Below are 20,776 nucleotides of genomic sequence, written 5' to 3' on the forward strand. Positions count from 1 at the left end.
GCCTCAGGCGGCCAGCACCGAGGCAGCCCTGGCCGCGCCACCCGGCGTGTGCGCCACGCCGAGCGCGGCCATCGCGCCTTCCAGCGCGCCGAGCACGCCCAGCGTCATGTGCATGTTCACGTGGCCCATGTGGGCGATGCGCAGGAAGCCGTCGGCCCCGGGATCGCCCTCGGGCACCATGCCGATGCCCACGCCCAGCGTCACGCCCGCGTGGGCCTGCAGCCATTGGCGCAGCCGCGTGGCCATGGGGGTGGGGAAGTGCACGGTCGTCACGGCGTGCGAGCGGCTGTCGGGGTCGGGCACGTTGAGCCAGATGTCGGCCGACGGGTCCGCGCCCCAGACCTCGAAAGCGGCGGCCACCGCGCGCGCCAGGCGCGCATGCCGCCGCCACACGGCCTCCAGCCCTTCCTCGTGCAGGATCATGTCCATCGAGGCGCGCAGCGCGAACAGGTGGTGCGTGGGCGCGGTGCCACCGAAGCGCTGGTAGAACAGCTCGGGCTGGGTGCGCAGCGTCCAGTCCCAGTAGGGCGTGCGCCAGCCCGACGACTGGCCAGCCAGCCGCGCCTTGTCGCTGAGCCACACGAAGCCCAGGCCGGGGGGCGCCATCATGCCTTTCTGGCTCGCGCCGACCAGCACGTCGATGCCCCAGCGGTCCATCTCGACCACGTCGCAGCCGACGGAGGCGATGCCGTCGACGGCGAGCAGGGCCGGGTGGTCCGCCGCATCGATGGCGGCGCGCACCGCTGCAATGTCGTTGCGCACCGAGGTGGTGGTGTCGACGTGCGACATCAGCACCACACGGATGCGGCGCTCGGTGTCGGCGCGCAGCGCGGCCTCGACGCGGGCCGGCTGCACGGCGCCGCGCAGGCCGAAATCCAGGCGCGTCACCGCCACGCCCAGCGCCTCCGCCGTCTGCGCCCAGCCTTCGCCGAAGCGGCCCGTCACCAGGGCCAGGGCGGCGTCGCCCCGGCTGAAGAGGTTGGTGTTCGCCGCCTCCCAGGCGCCATGGCCATTGGCGATATAGACCGCCACGTGGTGCCGCGTGCGCACCAGGGCCTTCAGGTCATCGTAGAGCGCGGGGACCATCTCGGGCAGGGCGCCGGCGTAGATGTCGGGTGCGGAGCGGTGCATCGCGTTGAGCACGCGGTCGGGGATCACCGAGGGTCCGGGAATGGCGAGGTAGTGGCGGCCAGTGTCGGGCATGGGCAATGAAGGTGAGGGGGAACTCAGTCGGTGCGGGTCGCCGCCGCTCGCTCGCGCGAGGGCAGCCGCAGGGCCAGGCGCGGCAGGTCCGTGGCACGGCCTTCGGCGATGTCCGCGACGCGCTGGGTCAGGATTTCCAGGAAGCGGTCGCTCAGGCGCGCGTTGCCGCGCTCGCGCGGACGCATCCACGAAAAGGTGAACTCGATCGAAGGCACGAAGGGGATGCCCACCACGCGCGGCCAGTGGCCGCAGTGCACGTTGATCGGCTCGACCAGCGCCACGCCGCAGCCGCGCGACACCAGGGCATTGGCTTCGGCCGACGAGAACACCTCCATGTGCATGCGCCGGCTCACGCGGCTCTGCTCGAACACGGCGTCGGTGATGTGGCGCATGCGGCTCTCGCGCTGGAAGGAAATGAAGTCCACGCCGTCCAGGTCTTCCGGCACGATGCGCTCGCGGGTGCTGAGCGCATGGCCCTGCGGCACGACGCAGATCGCATCGGTGTGGAACAGCGGCGCGCTGTGCAGGGCCGGGTGATGAAACTGGGTGACCGAGAAACCGATGTCGACGTTCTGAGCAAGCAGGTCCTGTCCCACCGAGGAGGAGGTTTCGAGCGCGACGTTGACCTCGGGGTACTCGCGCGAAAAGACCTCCACGGCGTCGGCCACCAGCGTGTGGCCGAGCGAAGCGGCGGTGACGATGCGCAGGTCGCCCGCGCGGATGTTGCGCAGGTCCTGCGCGAAGCGTTCGATGGCGGTGACAGAGGTCAGCAGGCGCCGCACCTCCTTGTACAGCAGCCGCGCGTCGTCGGTGGGCGTGAGCCGCTTCTTCTCGCGCACGAACAGGGTCAGGCCCAGGTCGGACTCCAGCGCCGCGAGCATCTTGCTCATCGCGGGCTGGGTCACGTACAGCCGCTCGGCGGCGGCGGTCACGGTGCCGGACTCCATGAACTGCCGGAAGGCTTCCAGCTGGCGGTGGTTGATGCGCATGTCGTGTCGTCTCCCTCGTTCTTCACGCCCACGCAGCGCGGTGGCGGCTGCTCACGAAGGCATGGCCCTCGCATGTTGCCATCCCGTGGGCCATTCCACACAAGGCCAGTAGTCGCCATCGCGCTGGCGGTAGGGCGAGACCGGGCCTTCGAACGGCACCGCGCCCGAGCTGCGCACGTACAGGATCTCGCCGGCCAGCGGCGCAAAGCCGGCATGGAAGTGCTGCGTGGATTTGAGCACGATGAGCGGACAGTCCGCGCAGTGAACGCCCACGCCGGCGAAGGCGTCGGGGTGGAAGGTCTGCGTGCGCACGTCGTTGAGCACGATGCGCACGCCCTCTTCGGTTTCGAGCAGCACAAGGTTGCCCACCGGCATGCGCTGGCCCGCCACCGTGGTCTGCTGCTGGTCGCGCGCGATGCGTTGCACGCGCACGCGCAGGTCCAGCGGCGTGCCCGAGCGCGGCCCGAACTTGCCGCCCACGCGCAGGTGCAGCGCGGCGCCCTCCTCCACCCCCAGGCACAGCTGCACGGCCATGGGGTCGTACAGCAGCCCGATGAGCGCGCCCCGGGCCCGCTGGCGGATCAGTTCGACCAGCAGTTCGGTGTGGTCGGCGCCCGCGCCGATGCCGGGGTTGTCGGACACGTCGGCGATGACGACCGGCTTCGCGCCGCTGCGCGCCAGGGCCTGGGCCACGCCGTCGGCGGCGCCCAGCCAGCGCGTGCGCGTCTGCTCGCGGATCGACCAGATGCGCTGGGCCATCTGGTCGGCCAGCGCCTGCGCGGCCGCCACGTCGCCATCGGCATAGACCAGCATGCGCGAGCCCAGGCCGGGCACGTCGCCCAGGGCGAAGGCATGGCAGAAGCTGACGGACAGGATGCCGTCGCGCTGCTCGGCGGCTTTCATCTCGCGCACGAAGTCGTTCATCGGCGCGCGCGTGGTGTGCCAGACCGACAGCATGTGGCACTCGGCGCGCGCGGCCACGGGGCGCACCTCGCCGGCCAGGGTCCGGGCCGCGAGCCGCCACAGTTCGTCGGCGCACGCGACGATGTCGGTGTGCGGGTATTCCTTGTAGGTGACGATGAGGTCGGCGTGATCGACCATGCGGTCGGTGACGTGGCAGTGCGGGTCCAGCTCGCAGCCGATGACGGCCTGCGGCGCGATCTCATGCGCCGCCTGCAGCAGCGCGCCTTCGCAGTCGGGCTCGCCGTCGGCGATCATGCCGCCGTGCAGGTTGAGCAGGATGAGGTCGAGCGGGCCGGCCTCGCGCAGGTCCTGCACCAAGCGGTCGCGCAGGCGGGCCCAGGTGCGCGCGGTGGTGACGCCGCCCGGTTGGGCGCTGGCCATCAGCCCTTCCACGACGGTGTGCCCGGCGGCCTCGGCGTGCGCGCGCCACTGGTGCAGCGGCGCGGTGAAATGCGCCGGCGGGTGGCGCGTGGCGTCGCCATGGAAAAGGCCCCCTTGCTCGAAGTCGGCCATCACGGTGGGCACCGCGGCGAAGGAGTTGGATTCGGTGGCGATGCCGCCAATGAAGACTCGGCTCATGGGAGGTGCCTCCATTCAAATGTCGACCTGGATCAGCAGGGGGCCACGCGCGAGCAGGCCTTCGGCCAAGGCCGCGGCCAGCTGCGCGGCGTTGTGCACGCGGCGCCCCGGCACACCCATGCCCTCGGCCAGCTGGACGAAGTTCAGATCGGGCGCACCGATGTGCAGCGCGGCTTGCATGGCCGGCCCCGGTGGGTGCACCTGCATGCGCGCGGCCTCCAGCTCCAGGATGCGGTACGCGCGGTTGGCGATGATCAGCGTGATCACGGGCAGCTGCTCGCGCGCCTGCGTCCACAAGGCCTGGATCGTGTACATGGCCGACCCGTCGCCGATGAGGGTGATCACCGGGCGACCGCCAGCGGCCAGGGCGGCGCCCGTGGCCGCCGGCGCGCCGTAGCCGATGGAGCCTCCCATGTTCTGCAGGCACAGGTGCGGTGGCGCCGACGCGGTGGCCGAGGCAATGGCCACCGCATGGGTCAGGGCCTCGTCGACGACGATGCACCCCTCCACCAGCGAGGACGCCAGCGCCTGGCCGATCCAGCTGTCCCCGCCGGGCGCCGGCTCGGCCTGGTGGCGCCGCACGCCCGCCGCCGAATGCGCGCCGAGGCGATTGGCCAGCGCGAGCAGCGCCGCCTGCGCATCGGCGTGCGGCGCCGCGAGCTCCACCAGCGCGCAGCCGGGCGGCCAGAGCCGGCCGGGTTGATCGGGCCGGGCGAAGAAGGCCACGGGCGCGCGCGCACCGGCCAGCACCATGGCCGGCACACCGGCGAGGCGCCGCAGCGCGGCATCGGCGGCGAACGGCAGGCGCTCCACGCAGACCCGGCCCAGGCCCCGTTCGAGCACCGGGTTGGTGGTCTGGCCGACCAGGGCCGCCCCCGTCGCGGCGGCGATGCGCCCGGCCGCTTCCAGCGCCTCGCCGCGCACCGCGCCGAAGCCGAGGAACAGCACGGCGCCGGGCAAGCGCAGGGCTGCGGCGGCCGCGTCCAGCGTGGCGGCATCGGGCAATGAGGGCGGCGGCTCCGCGGCCCGCGCCGCCACGGGCCGCTCGGTGGCCTCGGACCAGGCGGTGTCGGCCGGCAGCAGCAGCGTGGCCACACCCGGCACGGGCCCGCGCGCCTGGGCGATGGTCGAGGCGGTCTCGGCCGCGATGTCCGCGCCGGGCAGCGCGGTGCGGGTGGCCACGCCCACGGTGCGCGCGAGCGCCTCGATGTCGGAGGTCAGCGGCGCGTCCAGGCGGCGGTGCGCCACCGCGTGGTCGCCGACGATGTTCACGACCGGCGAGAGCGCGCGGCTGGCGTTGTGCAGGTTGGACAGCCCGTTGGCCAGACCCGGCCCGAGGTGCAGCAGGGTCGAGGCGGGCCGGCCGGCGATGCGCGCGAAACCGTCGGCGGCACCGGTCGCCACGTTCTCGTGCAAGGCGAGCACCGCGCGCAGGCCGGGTTGCGTGTCCATGGCCGCGAGAAAGTGCATCTCCGAGGTGCCGGGGTTGGCCAGGCAGAGGTCTACCCCCTGCGAGACGAGTGTCCTGACGACGGTCTCGGCTCCGTTCATGTGGTGGTCTCCTGGGGGCTTGGTTGAGCGCGGTTGGGGGGCGCCGCCATGCTAGGCGCAGCGCTTTTCAGGGGATAGGGCCGGGGCGAAGGTATTTGATTCAAAAAAGTTATGTTCGAGTGGGCGCAAGGGCGATCCGGCAGCCCGCGCAGCCTCGGACGGGGTGGACCGACACATGGGGAGAACCCTAGCTCCTCTCCTCGGAGAAAGGGCTTTTGGCGGGCGACAACGAGGCTGCCCCGGGCGTCGTGGCCGCCCTCGCAAAAGATCATGAAGAATAATTATGAAATCAGCCCGCAAAGGAACTTTACAGAAGCTCGCCCGTTCGCGGACAGTGACGCACCGCCTCCGCTGCTGCGAAGCGGGCCAGATCACTCACATGGAGACATCGATATGCGCGCCAGACTCAGCTTGTTGCTCATTGGCTTGACCACGTTGGCCTCATCCCCGCCGCTGCTGGCGGACGTCGTGCACGCCACCTGGGGAGGTGGCGGCGCGAAGATGCTGCGCGAGAAAGTCCAGGAGCCCTTCACCAAGGCCACCGGCATCGCCGCCCGCATGGTGGAGGTGCCGAACACGGCCGGGGCCGTGCGCTCACCGGCCGCCAAGCAGTACAGCGTGGTGGATGTGACCTTCTTCGAAGGCGTCGCCATGGCCGACACGGACCTGCTGGAGCCCTTCACCGACGAGGAGCTCCCCGAGGTCAGGAACCTCACGCCCGAGACGGTCCTGCGCAACAAGGACGGGCGCATTGTCGGCGTCTCGACCTACTACTCCTACTACGGCATCGCGTACAACGCCAACTTCGCCAAGGCCGAGGACTTCAGCTCCTGGAAGAACCTGGCCGACCCCAAGTGGAAGGGCAAGCTCAGCGTGACCCGCCCGGTCTACGGCTCGGCCTACGACCTGACCATGATGGCGCGCGCCAACGGCGGCGACGCGGCCAACATCGAGCCCGGCATGCCCCTGCTCAAGGGCCTGATCGACAACGCGCTGACCACCTACACCTCGCTGGCGCACGTGAACACGCTGCTGGGCACGGGCGAGGTCATCGCGCTGCCGATGTACTCCACGCGCATCTGGCACCTCAACCGCGAGGGCATGAAGCATCTGAAGATGGTGATCCCCAAGGAAGGCGGGCTGATGCTCTCCTACCTCGCGGTCTCGCCCAAGGGCTCGGGCAACCGCAAGGAAACCATCGCCTACCTCAACAAGCTGGTCAGCGCCGAGTCGCAGGTCGCCACCGCGATGGCGGGCGGCAACCTGCCGACCAACCGCAACGCCAAGCTGCCGCCGGAGTACGTGGAGTCGCTGGGCACCACGCAGGAGGAACTCAAGACCCGCCTGTACGTGCCGGACTGGCGGCAGATTTCGACCCACCACGAAGAGCGCATCAACAAGGTCGAGCAGTTGATGTCGCGGGCGGGCAAGGCCCCCAAGTAAGCCCGCCTTTCAGGCGGCCCAGGCCCGTGCCCGGGCCGGCGCGGGGCAATGCCAGCGCCGGTCTGCGTGCGGACAACAGATGTCCCAACCAGTACAGGAATGCGGTGAGTGCTCAATTGAATGAACGCCAGATCGGCGCCATCCGGATCGAAACGGTGGCCAAGTCGTACGGAGACACGGAGGTGCTCTCGGCCGTGGATCTGTCCATCGAGCCCGGCAGCTTCGTCACGCTGCTGGGTCCTTCCGGTTGCGGCAAGACCACCTTGCTGCGGCTGATCGCGGGATTCATCTCGCCCAGCCGCGGGCGCATCTGCATCGATGGCGCCGACATGGCCGGCATCCCGACGCAGCGCCGCCCCATCGGCATGGTGTTTCAGAACCTCGCCCTGTTCCCGCACCTGAACGTGTTCGAGAACATCGCTTACGGTCTGCAACTGCGCCACCGGCCCAAGGACGAGATCGCGCGCCGGGTGGCGCAGTTCATCGAGATCGTGGGGCTTGCCGGCCTGGGCGAGCGCCGCATCGCGCAGCTCTCGGGCGGGCAGAAGCAGCGCGTGGCGCTGGCGCGCTCGCTGGTGCTGGAGCCGTCCATCCTGCTGCTCGACGAACCGCTCTCGGCGCTGGACCTGCAGCTGCGCAAACAATTGCAGGTGGCGCTCAAGGACATCCAGCGCAAGCTGGGCACCACTTTCGTCTTCGTCACGCACGACCAGGAAGAGGCCACCCTGATGTCCGACACCATCGTGGTCATGAGCCAGGGCCGCGTTCAGCAGGTGGCCAACCCCTCCACCATCTATGCCGCGCCGGCCAACCTGTTCGTCGCCAAGTTCGTCGGCGAACTCAACGAGCTGCCCGCCCGCGTCACGGCCGTGGGCACCAGCCTCGCGCTGCAGACCGAGGCAGGTGAGATGAGGGTGCCGGCATCGGCCGCGCAGGGGTTCACACCCGCCGTGGGCGATGCGGCCGCGCTGTGCCTGAGGCCCGAGAGCCTGGTGGTCTCCAGCGGCGAGGTGCCCGCGCACCATGTCCGGCTGCCGGCGCAACTGGTCGATGTGATCTCGCTGGGCCCGGTCTCGCGCCTGGTCCTGCAGGCCGCCGGGCGCCGCCTGACTTCCATCGTGATGTCCGAACAGCGGCCACGCGACCTCGCACCAGGATCGGCCTGCCACCTGCACTTCGATCCGGACAAGGCGCGCGTGTACGCACCGCTGGCCGGTGCCAGCGCCCGGGCCTTCGGAGAGGCCGCGTGAACGCCAGCGCCGAACGCCTGCCGCCCTCGCGGCTGTTGCTGCTGCTGCCGGTCGCGATCGTGCTCGGCCTGTTCTTCACCTCGGTGGTGATGCTGTTCTCGAACGCCTTCATCGAGCGCGGCACGGTGTCGCTGCGCTACTTCCAGCAGATCCTGGACCGGCCCGACTACCAGCTGGCCTTCGCCCGCACGGTGCTGTCCTCCATCCTGGTCTCCTTCTCGGCGGTGCTCCTGGCTTACCCGATCGCGCTGCTGCTCTGGCGCGCGGGCGACCGCTGGCGCAACCAGCTGCTGATCGTGGTGCTGGTGCCCTGGCTCGTGAGCCTGGTGGTGCGCTCCTACGGCTGGATCATCCTGCTGGGCCCCAAGGGCTTCATCAACGCCATGCTGGCCTGGATCGGCGTGCTCGACGAGCCCTTGCCGCTGATGTTCAACGACTTCGGGATCATCGTCGGGCTCACCCACGTGCTGATGCCCTTCGCGGTGATCTCCATCCTGTCGTCGCTGCTGGCGATCGAGTCGAACCTGGAAGAGGCCTCGAACGCGCTGGGCGCCACCGGCCTGCAGACCTTTCGCCGGGTGGTGCTGCCGCTGTCGCTGCCCGGGGCCTTCACCGCTCTGATGGTGGTCTACCTGGCCTGCATCGGCGCCATCGTCACGCCGCTGCTGCTGGGCGGCGTGACGCAGAAATTCGTGGGCTCGCAGATCTACCAGGAAGTCATGTCGACCTACAACATGAACAAGGGCGCCGCCTGGTCGCTGTGCCTGCTGGCCATTTCCTTCCTCTCGCTCGTGCTCTTCAAGGCCATCGAGCGGCGGGCTTTGCGCGGACAGGCATGAGCATGACGGACAACCACCGCTTCACCCGCTACCTCGGCATCGCGCTGCTGCTGGCCTTGCCGCTGCCGATCTTTATCGTCTTCGGCGCCTCGTTCAACGGCACGGGCTACTTCCAGTTCCCGCCGGAAAGCCTGTCCTGGCGCTGGTACATCGAGGCGCTGACCGACCCGCGCTGGCTGCGTGCCGCCTGGACCAGCCTGTGGATCGCCGCGGTCGCCTCGGTGGTGATCACCGCCGTCAGCTTCATGACGGCCTACTTCACCATCCGCTACGCGCCGCGGCTCAACCACCTGCTGGAGCTGCTGATCTTCGCGCCGCTGTTCTTTCCGCACGCGGCCATGGGCGTGGCCACCGTCGTGCTGCTCGCCAAGTTCGACATCGTCGGCACCTCGCTGGCCATCGTGCTGGCGCACCTGATGGTGGTGCTGCCCTTTTCCTACCGCCCGGTGCACATCGCGCTGCGCTCCATCGACCCGGACCTGATCCGCGCGGCCGAAGTCATGGGGGCGTCCGAGTGGCGCGCGCTGTGGGACATCGTGCTGCCGCTGTGCCGCTCCGGCCTGCTCACCTCGCTGCTGTTCTCGGCCATCATTTCCTTCGACGAGGTGACCGTGACCATGTTCCTCGTCGGTCCGAACATCACGACGCTGCCGGTGCAGATCTTCACCTTCATCCAGGACGAGGCCACGCCCGTGCTGGCGGCGATCTCCACGCTGTCGGTGCTGGTGACCTTCCTGGCGATCCTGCTGCTGGAACGGGTCGCGGGCCTGACCTTCTTCGTGCAGCGGGACGCGGGATGAAGGTCCCTCCTCAGTCTTCCCGGATCGCCGCGCCGCGCAGCCGCAAGGCGTTGCCGATCACCGAGGCCGAGCTCAGGCTCATGGCCAGCGCGGCGATCATGGGCGACAGCAACCAGCCCGTGAACGGGTACAGCAGGCCCGCGGCCAGCGGAATGCCCAGGGCGTTGTAGAGGAAGGCGAACGCCAGGTTCTGCTTCATGTTGGCCACGGTCGCGACCGAGAGCGCGCGGGCCGTGGCGATGCCGCGCAGGTCACCCTTGACCAGGGTGAGCTGGGCGCTGTTCATCGCCACGTCGGTGCCCGTGCCCATGGCGATGCCCACATCGGCGCGGGCCAGGGCCGGCGCGTCGTTGATGCCGTCGCCGGCCATGGCCACCACGCGGCCTTGCGCCTGGAGCTGTTCCACCAGCTGGAGCTTGTCGGCGGGTTTCACTTCGCCGTGGATCTCATCGATGCCCAGGCGCTGTCCCACCGCGCGCGCGGTGGTCAGCCCGTCGCCCGTGGCCATGATCACGCGCACATTCGCCCGACGCAGCGACTTCAGCGCATCCGCCGTGGTGGCCTTGACCGGGTCGGACACGGCCAGCAGGCCGGCCAGCGCCTGGTCCACCGCCAGGTGCATGACGCTGGCGCCCTGCGCGCGCAGCGCTTCGGCCTCGGCGGCCAGGGGCGAGGCGTCCACGCCCAGCTGTTGCATCAGCGCGGTGTTGCCCAGGGCCAGGCCCTTGCCGCCCACCACTCCCCGCACCCCGATGCCGGACTCGGAGTCGAACTGCTCGGGCTTGTCCAGCACCAGGCCCTGTTGTTTCGCGGCGGTCACGATGGCGTGGGCCAGCGGGTGTTCGCTGCCCTGGTCCAGGCTGGCGGCGAGGCGCAGCACCTCGTCCTCGGAGAAGCCGCCATGGCCCACGGCGCGTTCGAAGCTCGGGCGGCCTTCCGTGAGGGTGCCGGTCTTGTCGACGATCAGCGTGTCCACCTTGCGCAGGTTCTCGATGGCGGCGGCGTCGCGGAACAGCACCCCGTGGGTGGCGCCGCGCCCGGTCGCCACCATGATGGACATGGGCGTGGCCAGGCCCAGCGCACAGGGGCAGGCAATGATGAGCACGGCCACCGCATTGATGAGGGCATAGACCCAGCTCGGCTCGGGGCCGAACAGGCCCCAGCCGAAGAAGGTGAGCAGCGCCGCCGCCACGACGCCCATTACGAAGTAGCCCGCCACCTGGTCCGCCATGCGCTGCATGGGCGCGCGCGAGCGCTGAGCCAGAGCGACCATCTGCACGATCTGCGAGAGCACGGTGTCCGAGCCCACGTGCTCGGAGCGCATCACCAGGGCACCGCTGGTGTTGAGCGTGGCGCCGATCAGCTTGTCGCCGGCCTGCTTGCTCACCGGCAAGGGCTCGCCGGTGAGCATGGATTCATCGACCGAGCTGCGGCCCTCGACCACGGTGCCGTCGGTGGGCACCTTCTCGCCGGGGCGCACGCGCAGCAGGTCGCCCACGTGCACGTGGGCCAGCGGCACGTCTTCCTCCTGCCCTTGGGCCGTGATGCGCCGCGCGGTCTTGGGTGCCAGGCCCAGCAGCGCGCGGATGGCGGCCGAGGTCTGTGACCGCGCCTTGAGTTCCAGCAGCTGGCCCAGCAGGGTCAGCGAGATGATCACCGCCGCCGCCTCGAAGTAGACCGCGACACGCCCCATCGAAACAAAGGAGTCGGGGAACACCTGCGGCGCCACCGTGGCCACCACGCTGTAGACGAACGCCGCGCCGGTGCCCAGCGCGATCAGCGTCCACATGTTGGGGCTGCGGTTCATCACCGACTGCGCGCCGCGCACGAAGAACGGCCAGCCGGCCCACAGCACGATCGGGATGCTCAGCACCAGTTCGATCCAGCTCTGCGTGGCCATGTCGAACCAGCCGAGGTTGTGGCCGAACATCGCCAGCACGGCGACCACCACCGTGAGGGGCAAGGTCCACCAGAACCGCCGCTGGAAGTCCACCAGCTCCGGGTTCTCGTCGTCGTCCAGTTCGGGCAGGACGGGTTCCAGCGACATGCCGCACTTGGGGCAGTTGCCCGGGTGGTCCTGCCGGATCTCCGGGTGCATGGGGCAGGTGTAGACCGTGCCCGGCTTGCCTTGCGCCACGGGCGCAGGCGCGGGCGCCGCGGGGTGGTGGTGATGTGCGTGCTGGTCCATGTCGGTTCCTCCTGAAAATTCGAATCCCTGGTGTTGGTCCGGTGCTCAGCGATCGGGCTGGCCGGCCTGGTGCACCTGGACACCGCGCATCCAGGCCATGAGGTCGATGGGGCTGGAAGAACGTTCGCCGGCGACCTCGTCGCGCGGCAGGCGCCCCTTCCGGAGTTGGGGCTTGTGCTCTGGCTGGTGCTGGGCCGGGCTGTGCAGCGAGAGCTTGTCGAGAATGGCGCAATGGGGCTGGTCGTTGCCATGGCAAGCCTGCACCAGCACCGACAGCCCGTCCATCATCTGCTCGATCTCGCGCCGCTTTTCTTCCAGGTCGGCCAGGTGGCGTTGGGCCACGGCCTTGACCTCGCGGCTGCTTCGCCGCGAGTCGCTCCACAGGCCGATGAGCTCGGCGATCTGCGCCACCGAAAAACCCAGCCGGCGCGACTGCCGGATGAACCGCAGCACCGAGACCTCGCGCTCACCGTACAGGCGGTAACCCGATTCGCTGCGCTCGGCCGCGGGCAGCAGGCCGATCTGTTCGTAATGGCGGACCATCTTGGCCGACACGCCGGCCGCGGCGGCCGCTTCGCCAATGTTCATCAAGGGGGTCATGGTGTGTTCCGTGAGGTCGGGTGGGGAATGGAATGTGGAATGAAGGGAGGATGCAGCTTGACACCGTGGGAAGGTCAAGGCCCCCACCGAGGGCCTTGACGAACGGTCGTCAGGCCGGTGGGTAGCCGGCTTCGCTGAGCGCGTCGATCAGCGCGGCGCGGTCTTCGTCGCTGCGCACCTGGACCTTGCGCTGCGGCAGATCGAGCTGGATGTCACAGGCCGCGTCGAGGCGCTTGAGGGCGATGCTCACCTTGGAGGCGCAGTGGCCGCAGGTCATTTCGGGGAGGTGGAACTCGTGCATGGAAGACTCCGTGAAAGTTGAGGGAATCCGCACTCTGGGCATTGCCACGGAGGCAAGGTCAAGTGGCGCCGGTGGTTGACCTGACCACCGTGTCAAGGCTGAGCATCCGAGGTCTCAACCTACCGGAGACCCCCTTGAACACCACCACCCTTGCGCTCACCGAGCACCAATTTCCCATCGAAGGCATGACCTGCGCCTCGTGCGTGACCCGCGTGGAGAAGGCCTTGGAGGCCGTTGCCGGCGTCAGCGAAGTCAGCGTCAACCTGGCCACCGAACGGGCCACCGTGAACGCCACCGCCACCACCACGGGCGCCAGCCTGGCGGCTGCGGTGCAAAAAGCCGGGTACAGCATGGGCGCTGAAACCTTTGAATTGACGATTGAAGGCATGACCTGCGCTTCGTGCGTGGGCCGCGTCGAAAAAGCCCTGAAGGCGGTGCCCGGCGTGCAGGCCGCCGAAGTCAACCTGGGCACCGAACGGGCCACCGTGGGAGCGGTGGGGACGTCACCCAATGCCCTGGTCGCCGCGGTGGACGCGGCCGGCTACCACGCCACACCGTTCGAGGAAGGCGCCGCCGCACCACCCGCGGCCCGCCCAGGCGAACCCTGGTGGCCCGTGGCGCTGGCCGCCGCGCTCTCGTTGCCCCTGGTGCTGCCCATGGTCGGCATGCTGTTCGGCGCCGACTGGATGATCAATGGCTGGCTGCAACTCGCGCTGGCCACGCCCGTGCAGTTCTGGCTGGGCGCGCGCTTCTACAAGGCGGGCTGGAAGGCCGTGCGCGCCGGTGCCGGCAACATGGACCTGCTGGTCGCCCTGGGCACCAGCGCGGGCTATGGTTTGAGCCTGTACCTGCTGTTCAAGCACGCCGAGCACGGCACCCCACACCTGTACTTCGAAGCTTCGGCCGTGATCATCACGCTGGTGTTGCTGGGCAAGTGGCTGGAGGCCCGCGCCAAGCGCCAGACCACCGCCGCCATCGCGGCCCTCAACGCCCTCAAGCCCGACGTGGCGCGGGTGCGCATGCCCTACGGCGATGTGGACGTGCCCATGGCGCGCGTGAAACTCGGGGACATCGTGGTCATCCGCCCGGGTGAACGCATCCCGGTGGACGGGATCGTCACCATTGGTTCCAGCCAGGTGGACGAATCGCTGATCACCGGCGAGAGCCTGCCGGTGGCCAAACACGCGGGCGACAAGGTCACCGGTGGCGCGGTCAATGCCGAGGGCCTGTTGCTGGTGGAGACCACGGCCGTGGGCGCCGAGTCCACGCTCTCGCGGATCGTGCGCATGGTCGAATCGGCCCAGGCGAAGAAGGCCCCGATCCAGCGCATCGTGGACCGCGTGAGCGCGGTCTTCGTGCCGGTGGTGCTGGTGATCGCCGCGATCACCCTGCTGGGCTGGGGCCTGGCCACGGGCCAGTGGGAGCAAGCCATCCTGAACGCGGTGGCGGTGCTGGTGATCGCCTGTCCTTGTGCGCTGGGTCTGGCCACGCCCACCGCCATCATGGCCGGCACCGGGGTGGCCGCGCGCCACGGCATCCTGATCAAGGACGCCGAGGCACTGGAGGTGGCGCACCGCATCGACACGGTGGCCTTCGACAAGACCGGCACGCTGACCGAAGGCAAGCCGCAGCTGGTGTCGGCCCTGCCGGCAGCCGGCCATGAGGCGGCGCTGCTGTCGTGGAGCGCGGCCATCCAGGCCGGCAGCGAACACCCGCTGGCGCGCGCCGTGATGGACGCCGCGAAAGCGGCCGGCGTGCCCACGCTCTCGGCCGCCAAGGTGAGTGCCGTGCCCGGGCGCGGCATGTCGGCCGAGGTGCAGGGCCGCGCACTGCGCCTGGGCAGCCCGCGTTACATGCAGGAGCTCGGCGTGGACACCACCGCGCTGGCCGGGCCCTCGCAGCAGCTCCAGGAAGAGGGCCGCACGGTGTCCTGGCTGGCCGACGTGACGGAGTCGCCGGTGCTGGTGGGCCTGCTGGCGTTTGGCGATGCCCCCAAGGTCAGCGCCATCACCGCGGTGAAGAGCCTTCAGGCCATGGGCGTGCGCACGGTGATGCTCACGGGCGACAACCGGGGCAGCGCGGCGGCGGTGGGCGGTGCGCTGGGCATCGACCACATCGAGGCCGAGGTGCTGCCGGCGGACAAGGCAGCGATCGTGAACCGGCTCAAGGCCGGCGGCCGGTCGGTGGCCATGGTCGGCGACGGCATCAACGATGCGCCGGCCCTGGCGGCAGCCGATGTGGGCATCGCCATGTCCACCGGCACCGACGTGGCCATGCACGCGGCCGGCATCACGCTCATGCGCGGCGACCCGGCGCTGGTGGCCGATGCGATCGACATCTCGCGCCGCACCTACCGCAAGATCCGCCAGAACCTGTTCTGGGCCTTCGCGTACAACGTCATCGGCATCCCGCTGGCCGCGGCGGGCTTGCTCAATCCGGTGGTGGCGGGTGCGGCCATGGCGCTCAGCAGCGTGAGCGTGGTGAGCAACGCGCTCCTGCTGCGAGGCTGGCGCGCGGGCAACGATCGCGCTTCGTCTGTGCGTTGACCATGGAAGTCGGGGCGCACCGTGCGGTGCCACCGGCTTCGCTCAAAGCCTCGACAGAAACAAAAAAGCCCACGTGACCGTGGGCTTCAATGACAAGCAAACGCTTGGTTTTTTGGTTGCGGAGGCAAGATTTGAACTTGCGACCTTTGGGTTATGAGCCCAACGAGCTACCAGGCTGCTCCACTCCGCGTCAAGCCTTGTATTCTATCACGCTTTGTCAGCGTCGGCCGCCGGGGCGGCATCTTCTGCACGATCCACCAGTTCGACCAGTGCCATCGGCGCGTTGTCGCCCACGCGGAAACCCATCTTCAGGATGCGGGTGTAGCCACCGGGACGGGCCTTGAAGCGCGGGCCCAGTTCGTTGAACAGCTTCACGACCACATCGCGGTCGCGCAGGCGGTCGAACGCCAGGCGGCGGTTGGCCAGCGTGGGTTCCTTGGCCAGGGTGATCATGGGCTCGACCACGCGGCGCAGCTCTTTGGCCTTGGGCACCGTGGTCTTGATGGCTTCGTGCGTGAGCAGCGAATTCATCATGTTGCGCAGCATGGCGAGGCGGTGCTCGCTGGTGCGGTTGAGTTTGCGAAGTCCGTGTCCGTGACGCATTTTTTCATCCTTTCAGTGTTTTGCCCCCAGCCGTATCAGGTACTGGGAGTTGGTCCGGGTCTGGCCTCCTTGGCCAGACGCTGCGGTCTTTAGTGCTTGTCCAGGCCGGCAGGCGGCCAGTTTTCAAGCTTCATGCCCAAGGTCAGGCCGCGCGAGGCAAGCACTTCCTTGATTTCGTTGAGCGACTTGCGACCCAGGTTGGGGGTCTTGAGCAGCTCGTTCTCGGTGCGCTGGATCAGATCACCGATGTAATAGATGTTCTCGGCCTTGAGGCAGTTGGCCGAGCGCACTGTCAGTTCCAGCTCGTCCACAGGACGCAGCAGGATCGGGTCGAATTGCTGCGAGCTGCGCTGCGCCGGGGCATCGAACGCCGAGAGTTCCACGCCTTCGAGCTGCGCGAACACCGCGAGCTGTTCGACCAGGATCTTGGCCGAGGCGCGAACCGCTTCTTCCGGACCGATGGAGCCGTTGGTCTCGATCTCGAGCACCAGCTTGTCCAGGTCGGTGCGCTGCTCGACGCGGGCGCTTTCCACCGTGTAGCTCACGCGCTTGACGGGCGAGAACGAGGCGTCGAGCACGATGCGGCCGATCGAACGCGTCTGGTCGTCGTTGCGGCGCAGGCTGCCTGGCACATAGCCACGGCCCTTTTCCACCTTGATCTGCATGTCCAGCTTGGCGCCGGCAGACAGGGTGGCAATCACGTGCCCGGGGTTGACGATCTCGACGTCGTGCGGCGTCTGGATGTCGGCAGCCGTCACGACACCTTCACCATCCTTGCGCAGACTCAGCGTGACTTCGTCGCGGTTGTGCAGCTTGAACACCACGCCCTTGAGGTTCAAGAGCATGTTGACAACATCTTCCTGCACGCCGTCGATCGACGAGTACTCGTGCACGACACCCGCGATGGTGACTTCGGTCGGCGCGTGGCCGGTCATGGACGACAGCAGAACCCGGCGCAGGGCGTTGCCCAGCGTGTGGCCATAACCACGCTCGAAGGGCTCGAGCGTGACTTTGGCGCGATTGGTCGAGACTTGCTCGACGTTGATGGTCTTGGGCTTCAGCAGATTGTTCAGCATTCAAACTTCCTTCAGGACCCTCGGCTCGTTACACCGATAAGGCAGACGGAGCATGGCCCGACCGCACCGCGAGGATGCCGGCCGGGAACGGAATTAACGGGAGTACAGTTCGACGATCAGCGATTCGTTGATGTCGGAGCCGAACTCATCGCGGTCGGGCGACTTCTTGAACACGCCTTCGACCTTGTCGGTCGACACGTCGACCCAAGCCGGGAAGCCAATCTGCTTGGCCAACTCGAGGGCTTCGATGACGCGGCCTTGTTTCTTCGACTTCTCGCGCACCGCGATCACGTCACCGGCCTTCACCGAGTACGACGGGATGTTGACCGACTGGCCGTTCACCGTGATCGCCTTGTGCGACACGATCTGACGGGCTTCGGCGCGGGTGGAGGCAAAGCCCATGCGGAACACCACGTTGTCCAGGCGCGCTTCGAGCAGGAACAACAGGTTCGCGCCGGTGTTGCCACGGCGGCGATCGGCTTCGGCGAAGTAGCGGCGGAACTGGCGCTCCAGCACGCCATAGGTGCGCTTGACCTTCTGCTTCTCGCGCAGCTGCACGCCGAAATCGGAGGTGCGCTGGCCCGAGGTGCGGCCGTGCTGGCCGGGCTTGGAGTCGAACTTGGCCTTGTCGCTGATCGAGCGGCGGGCGCTCTTGAGCAACAGGTCGGCGCCTTCACGGCGGGAAAGTTTGGCCTTGGGGCCGAGGTAACGTGCCACGTTGGTTTCCTTGGTTTCACTGCCGCAACCGGTTGTTGCGGGAGCCATCCCTCAGGGGAGATGGCGGTGGGCTTAGCAAAAATGCCACCGCAGGCGACTGCGGTGGCGCTCGAAAAAAGCCTTCAATTATACCGCGATCAGCGCGGTCGTGCCTCAGATGCGGCGGCGCTTCTGCGGGCGGCAGCCGTTGTGCGGCACCGGGGTCACGTCGGAGATCGAGTTGATGCGGATGCCCAGGGCGCCGAGGGCGCGCACCGAGGATTCGCGGCCAGGGCCGGGGCCCTTGATCTCGACGTCCAGGTTCTTGATGCCTTGTTCAATGGCGGCGCGGCCAGCCACTTCCGAAGCCACCTGGGCAGCGAAAGGCGTGGATTTGCGCGAGCCCTTGAAGCCCTGGCCACCCGACGAAGCCCAGGACAGTGCGTTGCCCTGGCGGTCGGTGATGGTGATGATCGTGTTGTTGAACGAGGCGTGCACGTGTGCAATGCCGTCGGCAACGTTCTTGCGGACTTTCTTGCGAACGCGGGCGGATGCGCTGCTGGAGGGAGACTTGGCCATGAGGGTCCTTCTAACCGTTTATTTTTTCAGCGACTGGGCGGCCTTGCGGGGACCCTTGCGCGTACGGGCGTTGGTCTTGGTGCGCTGACCACGCAGCGGCAGACCACGGCGGTGGCGGAAGCCACGGTAGCAACCGATGTCCATCAAACGCTTGATGTTCATCGTGGTTTCACGACGCAGGTCACCCTCGATCGTGAACGTACCGACCTGGTCGCGCACTTTTTCGAGTTCCGCGTCGCTCAGATCCTTGATCTTCTTGGCGTAGTCGATGCCGCAGGCTTCGCAGATCTTGCGAGCGCGGGTGCGGCCAATGCCGAAGATTGCCGTCAAGCCGATTTCGGCGTGCTTGTGCGGCGGAATGTTGATGCCTGCAATACGAGCCATGTTGGGTCCTCTTAACTAACCGGTCAGCCTTGACGCTGCTTGTGACGCGGATCGGTGCAAATGACTCGCACGACGCCATGCCGTTTGATGATCTTACAGTTGCGGCACATTTTCTTGACCGAAGCCGAAACTCTCATAGTCTTCTCCTAGATATTCCTAAAACATTCAACAACTGACCATTCACTTCGAGCGGAACACGATTCGCGCTCGGGTGAGGTCGTAGGGCGTGAGCTCTACCTTGACCTTGTCCCCCGGCAGGATCCGGATGTAATGCATCCGCATCTTGCCGCTGATATGCCCCAGCACCACATGACCGTTTTCGAGCTTGACCCTGAAGGTCGCGTTGGGGAGGTTTTCAATCACCTCACCCTGCATCTCGATCACATCGTCCTTGGCCATAAGCGAAGTTCAAGGGGAGGTTTTGAAACTGGCCTTCTTGAGCAGCGATTCGTATTGCTGCGACATCATGTAATTCTGAACCTGGGCCATGAAGTCCATGGTGACCACCACGATGATCAACAGGGAGGTGCCGCCGAAATAGAACGGCACGTTGTACTTCAGGATCAGGAACTCGGGCAGCAGACACACGGCGGTGATGTACACAGCGCCAGCCAGTGTCAGCCTCAACAAAATTTTGTCGATGTAGCGGGCGGTCTGGTCACCCGGGCGGATGCCTGGAATGAACGCGCCACTCTTCTTCAGGTTGTCGGCCGTCTCGCGGCTGTTGAACACCAGTGCGGTGTAGAAGAAGCAGAAGAAAACGATGGCCGCGGCGTACAGCGCCACGTAGATCGGTTGACCGGGTGACAGCGCCGCCGCGATGTCGCGCAACCAGCGGGTCGAGTCACCGGTGCTCACCCAGCTCACCACCGTGGTGGGCAGCAGGATGATGGACGACGCGAAGATCGGCGGAATCACGCCAGCCATGTTCAGCTTGAGCGGCAGGTGCGAGGACTGGCCTCCGTACACCTTGTTGCCCACCTGACGGCGTGCGTAGTTCACCAGGATCTTGCGCTGGCCGCGTTCCACGAACACCACGAAGTAGGTGACCAGGATCACCAGCGCGATGATGAAGATCGACACCAGGATGTTCATGGCACCGGTGCGCACCAGCTCCAGCAGACCACCAATGGCGCTCGGCAAACCGGCCGCGATACCCGCGAAGATCAGGATCGAGATGCCGTTGCCCAGACCGCGCTCGGTGATCTGCTCACCCAGCCACATCAGGAACATGGTGCCGGCCACCAGGCTGACCACGGCCGTCAGGCGGAAGCCCATGCCAGGATCGATCACCAGACCAGGCGAACCTTCCAGGGCCAGGGCAATGCCCATGGCTTGGAAAATGGCCAGGGCCAGCGTGCCGTAGCGCGTGTACTGCGTGATCTTGCGGCGTCCGGCCTCGCCCTCTTTCTTCAGCTGCTCGAACGTGGGCACCACGTAGGTCATGAGCTGCATGATGATCGAGGCCGAGATGTACGGCATGATCCCCAACGCGAACACGGTGAAGCGCGAGAGCGCACCGCCCGAGAACATGTTGAACAGGCTCAGAATGCCGCCCTGCTGCCCCTGGAACAATTGCGCCAGTTGCGCGGGGTCGATGCCGGGCACAGGAATGTGTGCACCGATGCGGTAGACCACCAGCGCCAGCAACAGGAACACCAGCCGGCGACGCAGGTCGCCGAACTTTCCGGTTTTGGCCAGGGACGTGGATCCAGTTGCCACAGGAATCTTCCGTTCGAGTCCGATCAGGCCGCCAGGGAGCCGCCAGCGGCTTCGATGGCCTGCTTGGCACCCGCGGTCGCGGCGATGTCCTTGAGGGTCACGGCACGCGTGATCTCGCCGGTCTTGATCACCTTGACGCGCTTGGCCAGGTGAGGCACCAGGCCAGCCTGCTTGAGCACGAGCACATCGACCTCGCTCACGTCGAGGGCGTTGAGGTCGGCCAGCGTGACTTCAGCGTTGAACTGCAGTTGCGCCGACTTGAAGCCGCGCTTGGGCAGACGGCGCTGCAGCGGCATCTGACCGCCTTCGAAACCGACCTTGTGGTAGCCACCCGAACGGGACTTCTGGCCCTTGTGGCCACGACCTGCCGTTTTGCCCAGGCCCGAACCGATGCCGCGGCCGACACGGCGCTTGGCATGCTTGGCGCCTTCGGAAGGCTTGATGGTATTGAGTTGCATGTCAGT

21 protein-coding genes and 1 tRNA gene are annotated in these 20,776 nt (G+C 67.6%); 5 read left to right on the forward strand and 17 right to left on the reverse strand.

Annotation, left to right across the window (positions count from 1 at the left end):
* Nucleotides 1-3 precede the first annotated feature (3 nt).
* The 4 genes from AC1Q9M_RS20485 to AC1Q9M_RS20500 are packed head-to-tail and all read right to left on the reverse strand — an operon-like array spanning nt 4 to nt 5,285.
* On the reverse strand, nt 4-1,203 hold the full coding sequence (locus AC1Q9M_RS20485) for a pyridoxal-phosphate-dependent aminotransferase family protein (RefSeq protein WP_492435491.1): 1,200 nt from the start codon (nt 1,201-1,203) through the stop codon (nt 4-6).
* A 23-nt stretch (nt 1,204-1,226) separates the two neighbouring features.
* A complete protein-coding gene (locus AC1Q9M_RS20490; RefSeq protein ID WP_492435493.1) occupies nt 1,227-2,192 on the reverse strand; it encodes a LysR substrate-binding domain-containing protein in 966 nt (321 codons plus the stop codon).
* 51 nt (nt 2,193-2,243) lie between these two features.
* Nucleotides 2,244-3,734 (reverse strand): M81 family metallopeptidase, encoded by a 1,491-nt coding sequence (locus AC1Q9M_RS20495; RefSeq protein ID WP_492435495.1) that lies wholly within the window; start codon nt 3,732-3,734, stop codon nt 2,244-2,246.
* A 15-nt stretch (nt 3,735-3,749) separates the two neighbouring features.
* Complete coding sequence (locus AC1Q9M_RS20500) at nt 3,750-5,285, reverse strand: acetolactate synthase large subunit (RefSeq protein ID WP_492435497.1); 1,536 nt, start codon at nt 5,283-5,285, stop codon at nt 3,750-3,752.
* A gap of 393 nt (nt 5,286-5,678) precedes the next feature.
* Between AC1Q9M_RS20500 and AC1Q9M_RS20505 the strand changes: the two genes are divergently transcribed.
* The 4 genes from AC1Q9M_RS20505 to AC1Q9M_RS20520 all read left to right on the forward strand — a co-directional run bounded on the left by AC1Q9M_RS20505 (nt 5,679) and on the right by AC1Q9M_RS20520 (nt 9,617).
* On the forward strand, nt 5,679-6,728 hold the full coding sequence (locus AC1Q9M_RS20505) for an extracellular solute-binding protein (RefSeq protein WP_492435499.1): 1,050 nt from the start codon (nt 5,679-5,681) through the stop codon (nt 6,726-6,728).
* Nucleotides 6,729-6,832: 104 nt separating this feature from the next.
* Entirely contained in the window at nt 6,833-7,978 is a 1,146-nt protein-coding gene (locus AC1Q9M_RS20510) for an ABC transporter ATP-binding protein (RefSeq protein WP_492435501.1), read from the forward strand.
* Nucleotides 7,975-8,817, forward strand: a complete 843-nt coding sequence (locus AC1Q9M_RS20515) for an ABC transporter permease (protein ID WP_382153757.1) — start codon at nt 7,975-7,977, stop codon at nt 8,815-8,817. The genes AC1Q9M_RS20510 and AC1Q9M_RS20515 overlap by 4 nt, the downstream gene beginning before the upstream one ends.
* Before the next feature lie 2 nt (nt 8,818-8,819).
* A complete protein-coding gene (locus AC1Q9M_RS20520; protein ID WP_492435503.1) occupies nt 8,820-9,617 on the forward strand; it encodes an ABC transporter permease in 798 nt (265 codons plus the stop codon).
* 10 nt (nt 9,618-9,627) lie between these two features.
* Here the strand turns inward: AC1Q9M_RS20520 and AC1Q9M_RS20525 are convergent, their stop codons facing one another.
* The 3 genes from AC1Q9M_RS20525 to AC1Q9M_RS20535 all read right to left on the reverse strand — a co-directional run bounded on the left by AC1Q9M_RS20525 (nt 9,628) and on the right by AC1Q9M_RS20535 (nt 12,706).
* Entirely contained in the window at nt 9,628-11,805 is a 2,178-nt protein-coding gene (locus AC1Q9M_RS20525) for a copper-transporting P-type ATPase (RefSeq protein ID WP_492435504.1), read from the reverse strand.
* Between the two features lie 45 nt (nt 11,806-11,850).
* Nucleotides 11,851-12,405 (reverse strand): Cu(I)-responsive transcriptional regulator, encoded by a 555-nt coding sequence (gene cueR / locus AC1Q9M_RS20530; protein ID WP_492435506.1) that lies wholly within the window; start codon nt 12,403-12,405, stop codon nt 11,851-11,853.
* A 109-nt stretch (nt 12,406-12,514) separates the two neighbouring features.
* A complete protein-coding gene (locus AC1Q9M_RS20535) occupies nt 12,515-12,706 on the reverse strand; it encodes a heavy-metal-associated domain-containing protein (protein ID WP_382153745.1) in 192 nt (63 codons plus the stop codon).
* Nucleotides 12,707-12,840: 134 nt separating this feature from the next.
* Between AC1Q9M_RS20535 and AC1Q9M_RS20540 the strand changes: the two genes are divergently transcribed.
* Entirely contained in the window at nt 12,841-15,252 is a 2,412-nt protein-coding gene (locus AC1Q9M_RS20540; protein WP_492435509.1) for a heavy metal translocating P-type ATPase, read from the forward strand.
* A 113-nt stretch (nt 15,253-15,365) separates the two neighbouring features.
* On the opposite strand, the gene AC1Q9M_RS20545 is transcribed toward AC1Q9M_RS20540, so the two are convergent.
* The 10 genes from AC1Q9M_RS20545 to rplO form a co-directional block, all read right to left on the reverse strand.
* Nucleotides 15,366-15,442 (reverse strand) — tRNA-Met (locus tag AC1Q9M_RS20545).
* A 17-nt stretch (nt 15,443-15,459) separates the two neighbouring features.
* A complete protein-coding gene (gene rplQ / locus AC1Q9M_RS20550) occupies nt 15,460-15,855 on the reverse strand; it encodes a 50S ribosomal protein L17 (RefSeq protein WP_297396129.1) in 396 nt (131 codons plus the stop codon).
* 89 nt (nt 15,856-15,944) lie between these two features.
* Nucleotides 15,945-16,931 carry a DNA-directed RNA polymerase subunit alpha gene (locus tag AC1Q9M_RS20555; protein ID WP_297396132.1) on the reverse strand — a complete coding sequence of 329 codons (987 nt, stop codon included), beginning with the start codon at nt 16,929-16,931 and terminating at the stop codon, nt 15,945-15,947.
* 93 nt (nt 16,932-17,024) lie between these two features.
* Entirely contained in the window at nt 17,025-17,648 is a 624-nt protein-coding gene (gene rpsD, locus AC1Q9M_RS20560) for a 30S ribosomal protein S4 (protein ID WP_297396134.1), read from the reverse strand.
* Nucleotides 17,649-17,801: 153 nt separating this feature from the next.
* A complete protein-coding gene (rpsK, locus tag AC1Q9M_RS20565; protein WP_066267872.1) occupies nt 17,802-18,206 on the reverse strand; it encodes a 30S ribosomal protein S11 in 405 nt (134 codons plus the stop codon).
* Nucleotides 18,207-18,224: 18 nt separating this feature from the next.
* Nucleotides 18,225-18,590 carry a 30S ribosomal protein S13 gene (gene rpsM, locus AC1Q9M_RS20570; RefSeq protein ID WP_137917294.1) on the reverse strand — a complete coding sequence of 122 codons (366 nt, stop codon included), beginning with the start codon at nt 18,588-18,590 and terminating at the stop codon, nt 18,225-18,227.
* Nucleotides 18,591-18,613: 23 nt separating this feature from the next.
* Nucleotides 18,614-18,727, reverse strand: coding sequence for a 50S ribosomal protein L36 (rpmJ, locus tag AC1Q9M_RS20575; RefSeq protein WP_009514917.1), 114 nt, complete (start codon nt 18,725-18,727; stop codon nt 18,614-18,616).
* Between the two features lie 43 nt (nt 18,728-18,770).
* The gene (gene infA / locus AC1Q9M_RS20580; RefSeq protein ID WP_086118896.1) at nt 18,771-18,989 is read right to left on the reverse strand and encodes a translation initiation factor IF-1; all 219 of its coding nucleotides are present in this window, start codon (nt 18,987-18,989) and stop codon (nt 18,771-18,773) included.
* Between the two features lie 9 nt (nt 18,990-18,998).
* Nucleotides 18,999-20,312, reverse strand: coding sequence for a preprotein translocase subunit SecY (secY, locus tag AC1Q9M_RS20585; RefSeq protein WP_297396159.1), 1,314 nt, complete (start codon nt 20,310-20,312; stop codon nt 18,999-19,001).
* A 23-nt stretch (nt 20,313-20,335) separates the two neighbouring features.
* Nucleotides 20,336-20,770 carry a 50S ribosomal protein L15 gene (gene rplO, locus AC1Q9M_RS20590; RefSeq protein WP_137917291.1) on the reverse strand — a complete coding sequence of 145 codons (435 nt, stop codon included), beginning with the start codon at nt 20,768-20,770 and terminating at the stop codon, nt 20,336-20,338.
* Between the last annotated feature and the right edge of the window lie 6 nt (nt 20,771-20,776).

The organism is Hydrogenophaga sp. GW823-FHT04C09 (genome assembly GCF_058796355.1).

Coding starts and splice junctions, on each gene's coding strand:
- AC1Q9M_RS20485 (WP_492435491.1), bottom strand. CDS start 1,203: ATGCCCGACACTGGCCGCCACTACCTCGCCATTCCCGGACCCTCGGTG.
- AC1Q9M_RS20500 (WP_492435497.1), bottom strand. CDS start 5,285: ATGAACGGAGCCGAGACCGTCGTCAGGACACTCGTCTCGCAGGGGGTA.
- AC1Q9M_RS20495 (WP_492435495.1), bottom strand. CDS start 3,734: ATGAGCCGAGTCTTCATTGGCGGCATCGCCACCGAATCCAACTCCTTC.
- AC1Q9M_RS20505 (WP_492435499.1), top strand. CDS start 5,679: ATGCGCGCCAGACTCAGCTTGTTGCTCATTGGCTTGACCACGTTGGCC.
- AC1Q9M_RS20535 (WP_382153745.1), bottom strand. CDS start 12,706: ATGCACGAGTTCCACCTCCCCGAAATGACCTGCGGCCACTGCGCCTCC.
- AC1Q9M_RS20555 (WP_297396132.1), bottom strand. CDS start 16,931: ATGCTGAACAATCTGCTGAAGCCCAAGACCATCAACGTCGAGCAAGTC.
- AC1Q9M_RS20525 (WP_492435504.1), bottom strand. CDS start 11,805: ATGGACCAGCACGCACATCACCACCACCCCGCGGCGCCCGCGCCTGCG.
- rpsM (WP_137917294.1), bottom strand. CDS start 18,590: ATGGCTCGTATTGCAGGCATCAACATTCCGCCGCACAAGCACGCCGAA.
- AC1Q9M_RS20520 (WP_492435503.1), top strand. CDS start 8,820: ATGACGGACAACCACCGCTTCACCCGCTACCTCGGCATCGCGCTGCTG.
- rplO (WP_137917291.1), bottom strand. CDS start 20,770: ATGCAACTCAATACCATCAAGCCTTCCGAAGGCGCCAAGCATGCCAAG.
- rpsK (WP_066267872.1), bottom strand. CDS start 18,206: ATGGCCAAGTCTCCCTCCAGCAGCGCATCCGCCCGCGTTCGCAAGAAA.
- AC1Q9M_RS20490 (WP_492435493.1), bottom strand. CDS start 2,192: ATGCGCATCAACCACCGCCAGCTGGAAGCCTTCCGGCAGTTCATGGAG.
- cueR (WP_492435506.1), bottom strand. CDS start 12,405: ATGACCCCCTTGATGAACATTGGCGAAGCGGCCGCCGCGGCCGGCGTG.
- rpmJ (WP_009514917.1), bottom strand. CDS start 18,727: ATGAGAGTTTCGGCTTCGGTCAAGAAAATGTGCCGCAACTGTAAGATC.
- rplQ (WP_297396129.1), bottom strand. CDS start 15,855: ATGCGTCACGGACACGGACTTCGCAAACTCAACCGCACCAGCGAGCAC.
- infA (WP_086118896.1), bottom strand. CDS start 18,989: ATGGCCAAGGACGATGTGATCGAGATGCAGGGTGAGGTGATTGAAAAC.